This is a genomic window from Chloroflexota bacterium (assembly GCA_026710945.1).
Lineage (GTDB): Bacteria > Chloroflexota > UBA11872 > VXOZ01 > VXOZ01 > VXOZ01.
In genome coordinates this window covers 62,626-79,139 of the sequence record JAPOQA010000039.1, presented here as the reverse complement: position 1 = coordinate 79,139, position 16,514 = coordinate 62,626, and the positions used below count along the sequence as shown (strand labels likewise).

At 57.9% G+C, this 16,514-nt stretch carries 8 protein-coding genes and 2 tRNA genes; 5 read left to right on the top strand and 5 right to left on the bottom strand.

The genetic code is table 11. The features are described from left to right. The first annotated feature begins 791 nt into the window (after positions 1-791). The gene (locus OXE05_07850) at positions 792-1,622 is read left to right on the top strand and encodes a redoxin domain-containing protein (protein ID MCY4437230.1); all 831 of its coding nucleotides are present in this window, start codon (positions 792-794) and stop codon (positions 1,620-1,622) included. A gap of 204 nt (positions 1,623-1,826) precedes the next feature. Further along, positions 1,827-3,020: an HD domain-containing protein gene (locus OXE05_07845; protein MCY4437229.1), complete on the top strand. Its 1,194-nt coding sequence runs from the start codon at positions 1,827-1,829 to the stop codon at positions 3,018-3,020. 62 nt (positions 3,021-3,082) lie between these two features. On the opposite strand, the gene OXE05_07840 is transcribed toward OXE05_07845, so the two are convergent. From OXE05_07840 to OXE05_07820, 5 genes are all read right to left on the bottom strand, one after another. Next, on the bottom strand, positions 3,083-4,294 hold the full coding sequence (locus OXE05_07840; GenBank protein ID MCY4437228.1) for an MFS transporter: 1,212 nt from the start codon (positions 4,292-4,294) through the stop codon (positions 3,083-3,085). A 138-nt stretch (positions 4,295-4,432) separates the two neighbouring features. Continuing rightward, a complete protein-coding gene (locus OXE05_07835; GenBank protein MCY4437227.1) occupies positions 4,433-5,704 on the bottom strand; it encodes a DegT/DnrJ/EryC1/StrS family aminotransferase in 1,272 nt (423 codons plus the stop codon). A gap of 177 nt (positions 5,705-5,881) precedes the next feature. After that, positions 5,882-7,906, bottom strand: a complete 2,025-nt coding sequence (locus OXE05_07830; GenBank protein ID MCY4437226.1) for a glycogen debranching enzyme N-terminal domain-containing protein — start codon at positions 7,904-7,906, stop codon at positions 5,882-5,884. Between the two features lie 246 nt (positions 7,907-8,152). Beyond that, a tRNA-Phe gene (locus OXE05_07825) sits at positions 8,153-8,225 on the bottom strand. A 7-nt stretch (positions 8,226-8,232) separates the two neighbouring features. Beyond that, positions 8,233-8,309: transfer RNA gene (locus OXE05_07820), tRNA-Val, on the bottom strand. A gap of 575 nt (positions 8,310-8,884) precedes the next feature. Here OXE05_07820 and gltB point away from each other — a divergent pair. The 3 genes from gltB (at position 8,885) to OXE05_07805 (ending at position 16,461) form a co-directional block, all read left to right on the top strand. Further along, positions 8,885-13,432 (top strand): glutamate synthase large subunit, encoded by a 4,548-nt coding sequence (gene gltB / locus OXE05_07815; GenBank protein MCY4437225.1) that lies wholly within the window; start codon positions 8,885-8,887, stop codon positions 13,430-13,432. A 349-nt stretch (positions 13,433-13,781) separates the two neighbouring features. Then, complete coding sequence (locus tag OXE05_07810; protein ID MCY4437224.1) at positions 13,782-14,954, top strand: hypothetical protein; 1,173 nt, start codon at positions 13,782-13,784, stop codon at positions 14,952-14,954. 289 nt (positions 14,955-15,243) lie between these two features. Further along, positions 15,244-16,461, top strand: coding sequence for a hypothetical protein (locus OXE05_07805; protein MCY4437223.1), 1,218 nt, complete (start codon positions 15,244-15,246; stop codon positions 16,459-16,461). Positions 16,462-16,514: the final 53 nt, after the last annotated feature.

Below are 16,514 nucleotides of genomic sequence, written 5' to 3'. Positions count from 1 at the left end.
TATCTTGACATCATCCGCTCCTTCTCCAGTCACTTAGTCGCCTCGGTACGTTAATTGTATCTACGCAACCTAAGTAGAAGCTAAGTTACAGGCCGGCCGCGGACCTTCCGCGGAAACACTTGCGGGAAATTGAGCAACTCTACCGCCCGAGAGCGCGACTGAAACGGGTGACCTGGTTGACAGCTTGCTGACATCCAGAAATTCCATCGTAATCGGCTTGGCCGAATGTGCGAATTCACAAATCTGGCAATGGTACAAAGGGACCGCCACACAACGTTAGGAGTGTCCACGAATGTTGCGTGAGAGTTCAATCCAAGCTCTGGCCTGCCTACTCTTAGTGCAGCGTTCTAACCCTGAGAGCAACTTGCCCTTCCTCCACGGCGGGGTATAGCATGGTGCTAACGCTTGGGCTTCGTGCGCAGCGGGTGCGGGTACGCCGGCAGAAACTCGGCGGGAGTGCGGTGAATTGCTCCAAATTTCAGGCCAATGCAACGCAGGAGAGCAGTTCTCGCGGAGGAAAATCCTAAGGGTTGGAGTAGGGAACTGAATCGCTTTACTTGGGGCATTCAGCCCACCGCGACGAGTCAAGAGTTCCCACTCTCGCGAAGAGACAGCCAGGGTGAGAGCGAGTCCTAATCCGACTCATTTCCGCTTGCCTTGCCGACTCACCCAAGGTTGTTCAGACTGGTACAAGTCAGTTCCTTACCGCCTTGTGAGAGTGGCGGCAAACACGATCGAGAGGCAAAGGAGTTATCAAGGTGAGCGTAACTTTACAGCGACCCGAAGTGGGTATGGAATCTCCGGACTTCAGTCTGCCGGACGTGTACGGCAAACGCTGGTCGTGGAGCCAGTTTCGGGGCAAGAGAGTCCTGTTGTACATGTGGGCCTCGTGGTGAGGTTGCCGCGATCAGTTGCCAGGTTGGCAACAATTTGCGGAAAAGCACGCGGGCGACAACTTCCAGATGCTCTCTGTAGCTATGGACGGCGGCGGCGTGGAAAAGCCACGCGCGTTCGTGGAAGCGTCCGGTGTCACGTTTCCCACGTTTGTAGACGCCAGCGGCCTCTTGTTCCGCCTCTTCGGTTTCACGGCGGTGCCCAACGGTGTTTACGTGGATGAAACGGGCATCATTCGCTTTCAACTCTTCACGGGCTTTAGCGTTGACCGCAAGGACGTAGTGGCGCAGCTTGAGACGCTGCTGGCAACTCCTGCCGGCGACGTACCCGCCACGCCGACGGTCGCGCAGCAGTCGTTTGAAGTCGAAGTCATGTTGGAGCAGGCGGCATCCCAAGGCGACGATCCGCACATGCAGCTCGGCCTCGCGGAGGCCCTGCTGCAAGAGGGCGAGAACGAGCACGCGGCTGAGGCATTTCGACGGGCATTTGAGCTAGACGGTGATTCTGCCAATGCCGCCTTCGGTCTGGGCACCGCGCTGCAACAACTTGGGCAGACTTCCGAGGCGCTCGCCTCATGGCGGCAGGCCTTGCAGATCGAGCCGGATAACTTCATCATTCGCAAGCAGATCTGGCGCGTCGAATTTCCGGAGAAGTTCTACCCTGTCATCGACTATGACTGGCAGAAGGTCAAACTTGCCCAAGAAAAGGCTGCGGAAGGCCGAGTGTGATTTGTCCGAGGCAGGCCATCGCCCATAGGCTGCCACTCCCACGGAAGCGGGAGCCACGGTGTATGAGAAGATGGATTACGCGCCCCCGCAGGGGGCGAGCTTGCGCGGGAATAAGGGACTGCGAAGTGTCTCAGTTTCGGGAATTGCAATCTTGGCGAGGAATCGCTTCGGCAGGCTGCTCAGCAGGCAGTGAGGCTATGATGCATGGCATGGGGATTCTTGGATAGATTTGTGCGGCCTAAATGGCTGCTCGACCGCATCTTGCTTGTGGCGGAACGCGTCGCCGAGCGTGACGAGGAAGAGCTGCCCTCGCTCCTCATCGACACGCTGCGGGAGCATTTTGGCGCGCAGCATGCCTGCATACACTTCGCTGATCCCTGCATGCTACGCACCTCAGCACGGGAGGCCATGGTTGCGGCGTGTCCTGCTGCGTTAGCAATCGCTCCAGATGGAGCCACCGGCGACGCCGAGGCACGGTTTTGGCAATTCGCCCTCGCGCATGGGAAGGTTGTCACCGCTTCCACCACACCCGCAGCCATACAGGATCAACTCCGCCCGCTCCTTCAGGCCGTCGGTGCGCGCGATGGCATTGCGATTCCTCTCATTTACCGGGGCACAGTCTACGCCGTCGTCAATCTCTACTTTAAGCGCACCGTACCCTCCAAGCTGGCAACTGCGGAAAACGTCATGCGGAGCATCCGTTTGCTCGGGAATCTTGTGTATAGCGTCCTGCAGCAGGAGTACTACGCGAGCGCGTTGCAGGAGGGTGAAGACGTAGTGCTAGCCCTTGCTCAGGCAATAGCCACAAGGGATGGCTACGCCGCGGGCCACGTGCAACGAGTGGACACTCTCGCGAGCGAGTTGGGCAGAGCGGTGGGCCTGAGCCACGCTGAGCAGATCGCAGTGTGCAAAGGGGCAATGCTCCGTGACATTGGAAAGCTCTACGTCCCTGACTATCTCCTCCAAAAGCCCGGCCCGCTCGATGCCGCAGAACGCGCGTGCGTACGCGAGCATCCGATTACGGGTGCGAATATGCTCTTGGATGCCGGCAGCAGCATGGCGCCGTCCAGGGAGTCGCCAGCCTTGGTTGTATCCGCCATCCGCAGTCACCACGAACGGCTCGACGGCTCCGGCTACCCGGATGGCCTTACAGGGTCGGACGTGCCGGCGCCGGCCCGCATTGTCGCCATAGTCGACGTTTATGCCGCGTTGACTGCCGATCGTCCCTACCGGGCTGCATTGCCGCAGCCGCGGGCGGTGCAGGTACTCCAAGAGATGGCCGGACCGGGACTCGATGCCGAGTTGGTGTCGCTCTTCCTCTCCCGTGGCATTCACACCGCCGTTGCGTCCGGACTGTCAGGACAGCTTGAACCGGCGGCGCCACGCGCTGCCTCGTAGTCAGCCCGGTCGTGAGCTAAGATCGCCAGTGCCATCCACGCTACCTCGTTTGCACTCCAGTCTCACGAGCCATCTGCCGCTCGTCTTGCCTGACGGAATGCCCTGTGTGTTAAGAACGGCATGACAATTGCGATTGGCACGAGGCTCAGCATGGCGACACGGAAAGAAAGCGTCTCCGCCACAAATCCCATTGCATATGGTGGGAGAACTCCGCCTGCGGCAGCGCCAAGCAGGAGCAAAATGGCAACCGTACCCGGCCGGCGGGGAAAACGTTGCAGGGCCAGGGCAAACATGGTGGGAAAGATTGGGGCCACACACAAGCCGAGCAGAAAGATCACCACGTATACCACCGGAGCAGTGGGTGCGAGGCCGAGTAAAAGAAATAACGGCACGCTGACGATGAGTGGGATCTGTAGTGCTTGTTCGGTCGATAGATGCCGGGCCAGCCACATCATCGCGAGCCGCCCGAGAAAAATCGCACCCCAGAACAAAGAAACAACCGCGGTGCTCCGCCCATACGGCTCTTGAAAGACGTCCGTGAGATAAATCACACCCCACCCGATCATCGAGAGCTCTACCCATATATATAGAACCAGCACGGCAGTGACGGCCGCGATTACGCCGTTGCGCGCCAAAGGGAGTACGTTGGCGCGGCTGAGTCGCTCAAGGTTCGCCGCCTGCGGGAGACGCACACGCATCGCAAACGGCAAGCTTGCGAAGCCAAGCACGCCAATGGCAAGCATTGGCAGCCGCCAATTGAAGTCGAGCGACAAACCTATCAAGAGCGGGCTGAGCACGGCGCTAAGTCCAAAGAACATGTGCAAGCGATTGAGATCGGCAACGCGATTGCCGGAACTTGCGTCGGATGCCGTGACGTTGGTAATTATGTCAATGCAACCAAGCCCCGCTCCGGTAAAGATCATGAATGCGGCCATAGTGGCCCAGTGTGGCGCGAGACCCCATCCCAGGTACCCAATACCCAGCATCAGACTCGCGCCGATCAAGGCCGGCCGCCGACCGTAGCCATCGACCACGTATCCCGCAACCATAACCGCCAAGGCAAAACCCAACGTTGCCAGCGGGAATACTATCCCAACGCTTGCGAGACTTAGTGAGAACTCGGCCCGCATTGCCGGCAATGAGGGTCCAATAAGATTCCAGCCAAGCCCCATTAGGATGACGAGCGCGTAGTTCAATAAAGTCAGGTGACGAAAGCTGGGGGTTTCCTCATGGGCGATCCCTGCCTGCAGAGTTGACGAGGCTGGCTTTATCATTGCCTGGTGTTTGACGCCTTCTTCTCAGATTGCAGCATGGTACACACGACACGCTTGCCGCAAGTTCCGTGTGTCAGCAATATGTGTCGGCTCTGGTCCGCGCTCAGTGTGAGCGCTCATGTCGTTACAACGATAATCTCACACCCGAAACGCCGCTGCTACCTTCCCAATTGCATCCAACACATCATCCAGGTCCTCTTCTTGCAGAGTAGGAAATACCTCCAGCCTAAGTGAGCGCTGGCCGATGTCTTTGGCATTCGGACACTCTACTTGGCCATAGTCAGTGGATTCAAACGGATGATGCGAACTGCCGTAGCCAACCCGGTCCTGGTAGACCGGTTCCCTATAGAGCTCGGCACTGGTGCCGCGCGCGGCGCGTACACCTTCAGCTTGAACCGCGCGCACGAATTCGTCGCGGCTGCAGTTGAGCTGCGTCAGGTTCAGCGTGACGTAGTAGCAATAGAAGGCATGCGCGGATTCCGGTGTTTCCGGCGCGGGACTCAAAACCTCGTCTAATTCCTCGAGACCGTCGGTGAGGTAGTGTGCATTCGCGCGGCGACGCTGGAGGTGCCAGTCCAGCCGCGCGAGGGCTTTCAACCCTATGGCGCTTTGCATCTCGGTCATGCGGTAGTTGAAACCAACGCGATGATGGGTATATTGGTTCAAAGCGCCGCGTGCCAAGGCGGAACGGCGTTCGGCCTCGTGAAACCCGTGGTCGCGAAAGCTGCGGGCAACCTCGGCGGCCGCCGCATCGTCCGTACCCACCATGCCGCCCTCGCCGCCGGTGGTGAATATCTTGTCCTGGCAAAAGCTCCACGCATTCACGGTGCCAAAGCTGCCCACCCTCTTGTCGCGATACGTTGCGCCGTGAGCTTGAGCGCAATCTTCGACTATAGCCAAGCCTCGCTGCCGAGCGAGCCCAAGAAGAGCGTCCATGTCAGCCGGCAGCCCGGCAAGATGGACCGGTATGACTGCCGCAGTGCGAGACGTTATGTGCTCCGCCACGGAGTCTACCGAGATCGTGTGGGTGTCGGGGTCAATATCGGCAAAAACCGGAACCGCGAACTGATTGGTAACTGCCGAGGCCGTGGCAATGAAACTTCGCGCAGGCACGATCACCTCATCACCCGGCTCAATTCCCGCTGCCGCCATGGCCACGTGCAACGCACTCGTGCCACTATTCACGGCAATCGCATCGTTGACCCCCATGTAGGCGGCAAACTCCGTTTGAAACTGCCGCCCCATCTCTCCGGTCCAATAGTTCACGTGGCCGGAATCCAGGACTGCCTGCACAGCTTGCTTCTCGTCATCCCAAAACACCGGCCACCGAGGAAAAGGTCGCTGCTTGATGTCCCGCACAGGCGTTCCGCCGTTTACCGCGAGTTCTCGCACAACTGTCTGCTGCGCCACTACTGTTTCTCCCTCTGTAGAATGACCTACTACCCTCTAGTTCCCGTTATCGACTGCATCTTCGGTGCTCCTGCAATCTCACGTCATCCCAGTATTGACGGGCGGATCCAATGGGTGTGAGACACTCAGCTTATTGTATGTCGACTAAAGACTGTGCGTTGCCAGCACACGGATCGGCTACGCGCACAACGTACGCCAATGTCGCAAGATTTCGGCCACACTCCAAGCCTGCGCATAGCAGCCGCGAGGCGCGTGGGGCGCATCGCCATCGAATACTTCGCTCACGGTGCCGAGCGCACCGGTTGCCACCTGATCTACAAACTCTCTGAGCTGTACGCTTGCGGCAGCTTGATCGTCATTGTAGCGCACAATTGCGTCGAGGTACGGCCCAATCAGCCAGCCCCAGACCGTGCCGTTATGGTAGCTTCCTTCTCTCTCCCAGAGAGACCCGCCATAGTGCCCCCGATACTGTTCGTCTCCGGGCGCAAGCGAGCGCAGGCCAACGGGTGTGACCAGGTTTTCCGCAACGACGGACAGGATACTCTGCCCCTGGTCGGATGGCACGAGAGAGTTGGGCAAACTAAGCGCAAGAACCTGGTTGGGCCTCAACGCGGCATCATCTCCATCAGGACCATCGACTACGTCGAAGAGATAGCCTCCCTCCTCATGCCAGAAGCGACGCATGAAGTGTTGCTCTATCGTTGCCCGCCATTGCGGGATGTCGCCGAGAGGTTCCTCGGCCGCATTGCACCAGCGCTCGAGCAGGCAGAGCGCATTGTACCAGAGGGCCTGGATTTCCACGGGTTTGCCGATGCGAGGAGTGGGCAGCCAATCACCAGCCTTAACGTCCATCCATGTCAATTGGACCCCCGGTTCCCCCGCCCAAACGAGACCATCCGCCGGATCAACGTGAATGTTGTAGCGGGTGCCATGGTAATAGTGGTGGACGATGTCTCTGAGCACGGGCAGGAGTTCACTAAGCAGGGCTCCGTCCAGCGTTGTCTCCAAGTACGCGTGCAGCGCTTGAAAATACCACAGTGTGGCGTCCACTGTGTTGTATTCGGGCTCTTCACCAACATCTGGGAAGCGATTGGGAATCATGCCTTCACTCACAAAAGCGGCGAAAGTACGGAGTAAGCCTTTCGCAGCATCTGAGCGATTCGTCGCGAGTGCAAGTCCCGGTAGACTTATCATGGCATCTCGACCCCAGTCACCAAACCACGGATAGCCGGCGATGACGGTGAGCGAACGTTCTCCCGCGGCAAGGGATCGTTCCACTAAGAACTGGTCGGCGGCAATGACCAACTGCGCCCCTGCCGGGTCGGCAAGCGGATCAATTGCAGCCTGTTGCAGGAGTGCTTCCGTGCGTTTCTGCTCTCTGTTCAAGGTGCCTGACGAGTCTCGATCGATGTCTTCGGGTAGCTCGACGCTTGCGATGAGGCACATGCTTGCACCGGGCGCAAGTTTCACCGTGCAATCGACGGGATGGTAGAGGTCTTCCATGTAGTCAAGAGCGCGCGCTCGTTCGACACGGTAGACGTAATTCCAATACCACTCTTCTGCCAATTCAAACGTGGCATCCTGGCTGCACAAGAGCTGAAGCGGCGGCTCGTCCTGACAAGTCGCGGTCTGCGACGCAGTCGCGTCCTGCGGGGGACGCGAAATCGTGACGTGGGTGGCATCGTGGAGAGTGACGCCGGGGCGCAGTTGGTCAGAGCCGCGCATCAGTGAATGAAAGTCGCGTTGAGCCGTGAAGAGTCGCATCGTCACCGCGAGAGGTGCAGAGCCGGCTACATGGGCATACCTAATGTAGGTGGTGTTTTGGCCGTGCTCCATCCAGATGTGTTTCTCAAGTAAAGATTCTCCTACGCGATAGCGGAATACGGGCACCTGCCCTTCAAGGCGCACAGATTCCAGCATGGTGTAGCCCTGCGGGTGGATTACATCTGGATGAAACTCATTGGCGCCGATTTCGTAAGTCTGGTCACCAACGGTCACTGTCTCGTCGACCTTCGCTAAGAGCACCGAGCGCCCGAGGGGCGGATTCAAAGCTGCCACGAGCAGACCATGGTATCTGCGGGTATTGATGCCCGTTACCGTACCGCTGACGTAGCCGCCGATGCCGTTCGTAACCAACCATTCCCGTTGGATCGCTGAGTCCAGATCGTGGAGCACGGTGGCTTCGAGCGAATTAAACCCCATAGACAGGTCACATTTCTCGGAAGAACGCGTGGGTCCAAAGCTAAGGGACGCTGTGCAGGCAGTATAACAGGAGCTGCGCATCCAACGTGCTGAGGCCTGGGTACAACGAGAGCGCGGCGTGGACTACTCGTTTACATCGAACGTGGGTTAGACTTAGGCAGCTATCCAGTTCGCGACTGGACTGAACGTAAACTACGACAGTTCAATAGCAGAATTGAACATGGAGTATCATCCGGATGCGCTGGGTGCCGAGAGCCGGGATCGAACCGGCGACACCAGGATTTTCAGTCCTGTGCTCTACCGACTGAGCTATCTCGGCAGCAGATTGGTGGGCGATGCAGGACTCGAACCTGCGGCCTCTACTTTGTAAGAGTAGCGCTCTAACCAGCTGAGCTAATCACCCACGCAAACCGATTGTATCATCGCCAAAGACGAGATTCAATGAAGCTGATTGGCAAGCAAGTGAAAGTTAGAGAAGGTAGCATAGCGCCATTGCGCGCTAGCAATATCCAGATTCCGTCCGCAGAGAAATGCGTCAGTCGTCCCCTCTGCATGCAGCGGTCTACTAGCTATCATTGTGCGGTTGGTGGGAAATGCTGTCAGTGCGTATCGTTGAAGCACGGCACCACACAAGGTGGAGCTACCGAAGCGAATCAGTCGATGCGGCAAGCGGGTAACGGGTTGCGAATTCCAGCTTCTTTAAGATTGCGCCAATAGACAGGAAAGTCATTCAGAAATCGTCCGTTTTGCCCACGGTGGAATTGTGGAGCATTGTTCTCTTGACGCACCCAGTACCCTCCGCTATCATAAACGAAACCTACCGTAGTCACGCAGCTTGGAGCGCGCTTATTGGGGGTGTGAGGAACTCCAAAGTGGAGTCCCTCTTTTCATATTTAAGGGACAAAATTATGTCGCGCACTCGTTGCGTACCTTGCGACATTCCCTCCGATGAATTCGACTCTCCTTGAGAAACAATCTATGAGCCTATCGATTAGTCCATATCCAGATTCGCCCGTTCAGTCAACGCAACCTGCTGGCCTCTATCGTCCTGAGTTTGAGTTCGACTCCTGCGGCGTCGGTTTCGTCGCCAGCATCTCAGGCATACCCGATAACAAAGTACTGCAAACGGCGATAGATTCCGTAGTTGGGCTGAGCCATCGCGGTGCGGTATCTGCCGATGGGCGTACCGGCGATGGCGCAGGCATTCTCACGCAGATCCCACGTCGGCTGGTGCAACGGGAACTGGCAGCAAAAGAGATCTTCCATGTCTCCTCTTCCGATGTTGGCATCGGTATGGTCTATCTCCCGCAAGCCGGCGCTACGACGAACGCACAGGCCGTTGAGATCGTCAACAGTGTCCTTGAGGAACTTGGAATTCCACTGCTGACATGGCGCCGCGTGCCGGTGGACGTGTCTGCCCTGGGTGTAATTGCGGCGCAAAGCGCTCCGGACATCTGGCAAGTCTTGGTACAACGCCCGGATGGCATGGACGACATTGCATTCGAACGTGCGCTCTATGTTGCGAGAAGGTCCATTCAAGGCGCTGCCAGCCGTGCGGGCATTGACGAACTCTACCTGCCTTCATTCTCTCACCGAACTGTCGTCTACAAGGCGCTGATAATTGCGGCCCAACTCCCCGAATTCTACCAAGACCTTAAGGACCCAGACTACGAGACGGCCCTGGCCGTATTTCATCAACGCTACAGCAGCAATACATTCCCCACGTGGCAATTGGCCCAGCCATTCCGGCTGCTTGCGCACAATGGCGAGATTAACACATTGTGGGGCAATCGCAATTGGACACGCGCCCGTGAGCAGAGCATGATCGCGGACGCGTGGGACGAGCGCGTTGGGGCGGGGATTCCCTTCATCGAACCCGACGGCAGTGATTCCGCCTCTTTGGACAATCTTGCGGAGCTCATCTACCTCTCCGGCCGAGACATCTTGCACACGCTTGCCATGATGATGCCGGAGGCATGGGAAAACAACGAGGACATGGATCCGGACCTTCGGGCCTTCCACGCGTACCATGCCGGCGTTACAGAACCTTGGGAAGGGCCTGCGTCGCTCGCCTTCACCGACGGCCGCATTGCCGCCGCCTGCTTAGACCGCATTGGCCTACGCCCGGCCCGATACAAAGTTACGCGGTCCGGCATGGTAATCCTGGCATCGGAAGCAAGCGCTTCTGTCGTACCCGATTCCGAGGTCATCGAAAAGGGTCGGCTAGGTCCCGGCGAAATGTTGGCCGTGGATACGGATAACAAGTGTCTCTTGACCGATAAAGACATAAAGGAGCGGCTGGCCAAGAGGGCCCCCTACCGCACCTGGCTCAGTGAACAACGAAAGCGCGCGCAAGATCCTGTGCCGAAACTTGACGACAGTCTTGACTTCGATCAAGACAACCTGGGCACGTTGCACCGCGTTTTCGGCTACAGCAACGAAGAATTGCGCGTCGTGCTCGATCCCATGGGTAAAGAGGGCAAAGACGCTGTCTGGTCCATGGGTAATGACATCCCGCTGGCGGTGCTTTCCTCACAGCCGCGTTCATTCTTCAACTATTTCAAACAGAGATTTGCACAGGTAACGAATCCACCGATAGACTCGCTTCGTGAATCTCTCGTTATGTCGCTGCGGAGCTACATTGGCGGCCGTGGCAACTTGCTCATTGAGAGTCCCGAACACGCCCACCTATTGGAGTACGACAGTCCTCTGCTCGATCACGGCCAGTTTAGGGATCTCGTGCACCAATATGATTCTTCATTTTCTTCCATCATGCTCTCTACGCTCTATCCGGTTGCCCAAGGGCAGGCCGGTATGGAAGAAGCTCTCAGCAGGCTATGCCGGCACGCGGAGAAGAGCATTGATAATGGGCGTACCGTCCTGATTCTCAGTGACCTTGGCGTGGGGGTCGATCATGCGCCAATTCCGATTCTCCTCGCAGCATCCGCCGTGCATCAACACCTTGCCCGCGTCCGCAAGCGCATGCAAGCCAGCATCGTGGTTGAAAGCGGCGAAGTGTGGGATATCCATCATTTTGCCTGTCTGCTGGGGCATGGCGTTGGTTTCGTGTACCCCTATCTGGCGTTGGAGACAATCCGCCATATTGCTGAGACCGACCGTAGGCAGACCGTGGATCCCCTTACGGCATGGCAGAATTACCGCACGGCAGTCGATGACGGGCTGCTGAAAATCATGTCCAAGATGGGCATCTGCACGCTGAGCGGGTATCGTGGCGCGCAGATTTTCGAAATCGTCGGCCTGAATAGCCGAGTGTCGAGCTACTACTTTACCGGCACGCCTTCCCGCATCGAGGGACTAGGCCTCGGGGAAATTGCGGCGGAAGTTGCCAACCGCCATGTTGAAGCGTTTGCTGAGAGAAAGAACGGCAGACTGCCTGACTATGGCCTCTATCGGTTCAGACGGAACGGCGAATATCACGCGTATAGTCCCGCCATAGTGCAAGCGATCCAAAAGGCTGCGCTTACGGGAGACATGGAAGACTACCGACGCTATGCCGAGATGGTGCACACGCGGCCGCCAACGAGCCTGCGCGACTTACTCGAGTTCGCGCCGCGCGGTCCCATTCCCCTAGAAGAGGTCGAGCCAGTAGAGACAATTCGGCGCAGGTTTACTACCCAAGCAATGTCGCTCGGCGCACTCTCACCGGAGGCCCACAAGGCCATTGCGATTGCCATGAACCGCATAGGGGGCAGAAGCAACACCGGCGAAGGCGGCGAAGACCCGCAGTGGTACAAGCCACTGCCGAATGGCGAGTCTGCAAACTGCGCGGTAAAGCAGGTGGCCAGCGCGCGCTTTGGGGTAACCACAGAGTACCTCGTGCGAGCTCGTGAGCTTGAAATCAAGATGGCCCAAGGCTCGAAGCCGGGTGAAGGCGGCCAACTGCCAGGCTTCAAGGTCACGCCTTTCATCGCGAGAATTCGCCATGCCATTCCCGGCATTCCGCTCATCTCGCCACCACCCCATCACGACATTTATTCGATCGAGGACATTGCCCAGTTAATTTACGATTTGAAGCAGGTGAATCCACGGGCGCATGTTGGCGTAAAGCTTGTCTCAGAGGCTGGTGTCGGCACCGTGGCAGTTGGCGTAGCCAAGGCCTACGCGGACTACGTGCTCATTTCGGGACAGGACGGCGGCACGGGAGCCTCGCCATTGAGTTCCATCAAGAATGGCGGCTTGCCCTGGGAACTGGGTCTGGCCGAAACCCAGCAGACCCTCGTGCGCAATAACCTCCGCTCGCGCATCCGCGTGCGCGTGGACGGCGGCTTCAAGACCGGTCGCGATGTAGTGGTCGGAGCGATGCTTGGCGGCGAAGAATTCGGGTTTGCCACTGGCAGTTTGGTGGCGATCGGCTGCGACATGGCGCGCCAGTGCCACCTGAATACCTGCCCCACCGGCGTTGCCACACAGCGGGAGGACTTGCGTGAGAAGTTCACCGGCACACCGGAGATGCTCGTCAATTACATGACGCTGATCGCCGGGGAAGTGCGCGAGATTCTGGCTAGCCTGGGCTTTCGCACGCTGGATGAGGTCATCGGGCGAACCGACATGCTCCGCCAACGAGAACTCTCCGAGGATTCCAAAGCAAATACAATAGACCTTCTTCCTCTCTTGGCCGATGTCGACCCTGACAGGGCCCTCCCTCGCTCTTCCCAACAGGAGTGGAATAACCCCTCTGGCTCCACGCTCGATGACGTGATCTTGCAGGATGCCGCCAGCGGCATTGCTGGTGAGCGAAGGGTAAATCTTGAGTATAAAGTGCAAAACGACATGCGTAGCATCGGTGCTCGGGTCGCGGGGGCCATTGCTGACAAGCACAGCGATGCCGGCCTCAGCGCAGGATCAGTCGCGTTGAATTTCGACGGCAGCGCCGGTCAGTCCTTTGGCGCCTTCTGCGTGCCCGGCATGACGTTGACCCTGCACGGCGAGGCCCAAGACTATGTTGGCAAGTGCATGACCGGCGGCGAAATTGTCATTGCTCCTTCACCACAGGCCAACATGCCCCCTGACAAGAACGTCCTCATAGGCAATACCTGTCTCTATGGGGCCACTGGCGGTTCTCTCTTTGTAGCCGGTCAAGCCGGGGAGCGATTTGCCGTGCGCAATAGCGGTGCGGAAGCGGTAGTAGAGGGCGCAGGGGATCACTGCTGCGAGTATATGACCCGAGGTGTTGTGGCTGTGCTTGGAGAGGTAGGCTACAACTTTGGGGCGGGCATGGCAGCCGGCATCGCCTTCGTGCTGGATGAGCATAACAGTTTCTCTCGTCGGTATAATCCGGAAATGGTGGACATCGAACCTCTGACAGACGGAGAAGATATCAGTACGCTGCGCCACCTGCTGGAGCGACATGTTGCCGTAACCGGCAGTCCTCGCGGCAAGGCAATCCTGGACGACTTTGGCCGCTACCTGCCCAAGTTTTGGAAAGTGTTCCCGAAACCGCTCCGAGCATTGATGGAACAAGACGTAGATATAGAATCACAGGTCGAGGCCGGGGCAGCAGGCTGACGTCAACAAGCCAAGTGCGCCTTCCTCCCGGGAAGAATGGGCAGTCCAGCATTCGCCTTAGGATTGAGCCGGAGTGCTCTCCGGCTTTTCCTGCGCATTCTTCTGCGGCAAGGGCCCGTGCAGCCCCGGTTGGCATTGTCCTGTTGCGGCATGCCCATCCAGCCCGCACCCCGAAGTTCAGACCAACACACACGCCCTTTCTTGGGCAAGTCAAACGGTTCTGTGCTACAATACGAGCGGCATGTGTACGCTAGCAAGCAGACGCAAAGAGGCCACGTAGCTGAGTCCCAAAATCAACGCAATGGAAACGTGAGGCTGTCCCCCAATGGAAGGAATCGAGTACCGTGAGATGCAGCCAGACGATGTTTTCAGCGCGTTAGCACTCCGGAATGAGGTTTTCCCAGACGCACCGGTAGCACAGGAAAACTGGGAACAAGATGAAATGCTGGCATCCATCGCCGTTCTCGAAGGAGAGGTGGTAGGTGCTATTCCCCTGGTACTGCGCGAGACAGTTATCGCGCCCGGCGTGACGATCACGGCAGCATTTGAGAATTCAGTGGGCACGCGTGAAGAGCTCCGCAGCCAAGGCATTGGCAGGGGCATGATCGAGAGTGCCCGCGAATTCCTGGCCGGCCGCGCCGATGCCCTTTTTGTCTATCGTGGCGATGAGCGCAGCGACGGATACCGCTTCTATGCCACCACCAACCACTACGACCTACTCTATTCGCGCCACTATGGCTATGGCTCGCCGGAGACCAGTTACCTGCCTCCCGGTGTTACCTTAGCCGGCAAAGAATCCATCTACCTCAACATGGAACGCCTGGAAGCGATTTTCGATAGCACCTACGGACGTTTTGGCGGCTACCCGCAGCGCCGAGGGGACTATTGGCAACGTGCGCTGGCTTCCTCGATTTACACGGAGTTTCCCACCGACATCTCTTTTGTTCATATCATTCAAAGCGATGAACTCTTGGGGTATGCAATTTGTGGCGCCCGCACAACTCGGCACGACGGCATGGCAAATGTGCTGGAGATGGCAACGCTCGGGGGAGATCTGAGCATCGCTCAACGTATTCTCACAGGTGTTGCGTCTGTTGCCGGCGAACGCAAGCTGGGCGTGGACATGCAGGCATCTGACGAAGACCCTTTCCTACCTCTTTACCAGTCAAACGGCTTCATACCGGAATCTCGCGGTACGATCATCATGGGGCAAGTCATCGACGTGCCCAGCTTCTTTGAAAAGCACTGGAGCGAGCGCTTCGACATTTACAACACGGCGCTCGTTGTTTCCACGCCGAAGGATGACTACACGCTCATCGAACCAGAGACACGTCAGTGTACACTGACGTTGGAGATGAAGGAAGAGTCGCTTCACCGTTGGCTGCTCGGCCGGCTGGACCTGCGCGCGCGCCTTTCCGAGGGAAGCGTGACCGCGTATGGCGCAAGTGACCCAGTAATCGAACGGGTCTGCGACGCAATCACCTTCTCGCCGTGGGCGTACCACTTTATTGACTGGATTTAGCGCCAAGACCCAAGCACGTCATTGATGGATGTATCGCGCTCTGTCCGTCAGCCCACACACCCAGGATTCGGCTGTCTAGACGAGATGGCATGGAGGGCAGCGACTGTGCCGCTCGACGGGCCTGGTGATTGGAGCGTCTCAGTTGTACCCAGAAACCGGCGGAAACGTGCCGGTATCCGATGGGGTACGCTTGCCGCCACTTCCCGGTATCCGCCCTGCGCTGCATCCTGTATAGGACGTGAATTAGTGTGATCGACGAACCTTCTATGAGGAACCTGAGGTCCGACCCATGAGTTCAAAAGTGGACTGGAAAGAGCATCCTGCCGTCGTCGTCTGGAGCGATGACTGGGGCATGAATGCTTGGGCGCCAACCGAGGAAGCATACAACGCTACGCGGCACGAGGAACTCATGCAGACGCGCTGGTCGTCGGGAAGTTTGGAAACTCCGGCAGACCTTGAGCGCACGTTTCAATTGCTGGAGGCACATCGCAGCGGCGACGGCCAGCCAATTGTCTTTGAGCCCTACTACATCGTGGGCAGCCCGGACTACGACGCCATCCGCGCGGCTGAATTTCGCCATTATGTGGATATTGGTCTCGACCAGGGAGTTTCACAAGGCTGGGAGAGGGGCGATATCGTCACTAAAGCGCGAGAGGGCATCGAGCGCGGCGTGTGGGCGCCTCAATATCACGGTAGAACGCACCACTTTAGCCATCACCGCTGGCTCAAGCGATTGCGAAAGGACGAAGCCCGGGCGCACCGGATGTTCGCACACCTTATGTACGTTTGCGAGACCGTGCAAGAGCGCGTGCCGGAGCATGAAGACATGGCGGAGCCGGAGCGCAAAGAGTGGGTACGCGGCGCCATGAGCTATTTCATTCGCGCCTTCGGCTATCCACCTGCCAGCGTGCGCAATTCGGACGAGGCTGAGATTGCCTGGGCTACGCAAGGCATTGGGATTAGGGTCGGAGTTTCAGATCGCGAAGGAGAGGATCAAACCGGCAAGACCTCCCCGCTTGCCGACCTCTGGTACGCGGGAAGGGCCCTTAACTTTGAGCCGTTCCAGACGGCGGATCAGGAAGACATTCTTGCCCGCGTCCAAGCAGAAACTATCGCTGCTTGGGAGGCCAATCTACCGGCATTCATTAGCAGCCATCGCCGCAACTTTACCGCATTTACGGACGACGTGGACAATAACTTCGCGGTATGGGACTCGTACCTCTCATGGCTGGAAACACAGCATCCCGCAAACGTCTTTCTCACCATGCCTGAAGTACGCCAACTCTGGGAGACCGGCGCGTCGTCACGTCGCTACGGCAACACTATCATCTTCCGCAACTGGACGGACAAGGAACAGACGATGACGTGCCGCGCAGATGCCCATGAAGTCGTGGAGGACGTGCACTGCGCCGACGATGAGTCTGCTATTTCAGTTTCCAGCGGTGGTGGAAAGCACATCCTGGTTGCCCCCCATGGAAACTATTGTGTCACCGTAGCTTCTCGTTAATCCCCTGCTCCGCGCGGGGGCGAGCGTTCACGGCGATTTCGAGCCTATTCCGA

Excerpts from the sequence above, each read along its gene's own strand:
- OXE05_07810 (MCY4437224.1), top strand. The coding sequence starts at position 13,782 with ATGCAGCCAGACGATGTTTTCAGCGCGTTAGCACTCCGGAATGAGGTT.
- OXE05_07830 (MCY4437226.1), bottom strand. The coding sequence starts at position 7,906 with ATGGGGTTTAATTCGCTCGAAGCCACCGTGCTCCACGATCTGGACTCA.
- gltB (MCY4437225.1), top strand. The coding sequence starts at position 8,885 with ATGAGCCTATCGATTAGTCCATATCCAGATTCGCCCGTTCAGTCAACG.
- OXE05_07845 (MCY4437229.1), top strand. The coding sequence starts at position 1,827 with ATGGCATGGGGATTCTTGGATAGATTTGTGCGGCCTAAATGGCTGCTC.
- OXE05_07840 (MCY4437228.1), bottom strand. The coding sequence starts at position 4,294 with ATGATAAAGCCAGCCTCGTCAACTCTGCAGGCAGGGATCGCCCATGAG.
- OXE05_07805 (MCY4437223.1), top strand. The coding sequence starts at position 15,244 with ATGAGTTCAAAAGTGGACTGGAAAGAGCATCCTGCCGTCGTCGTCTGG.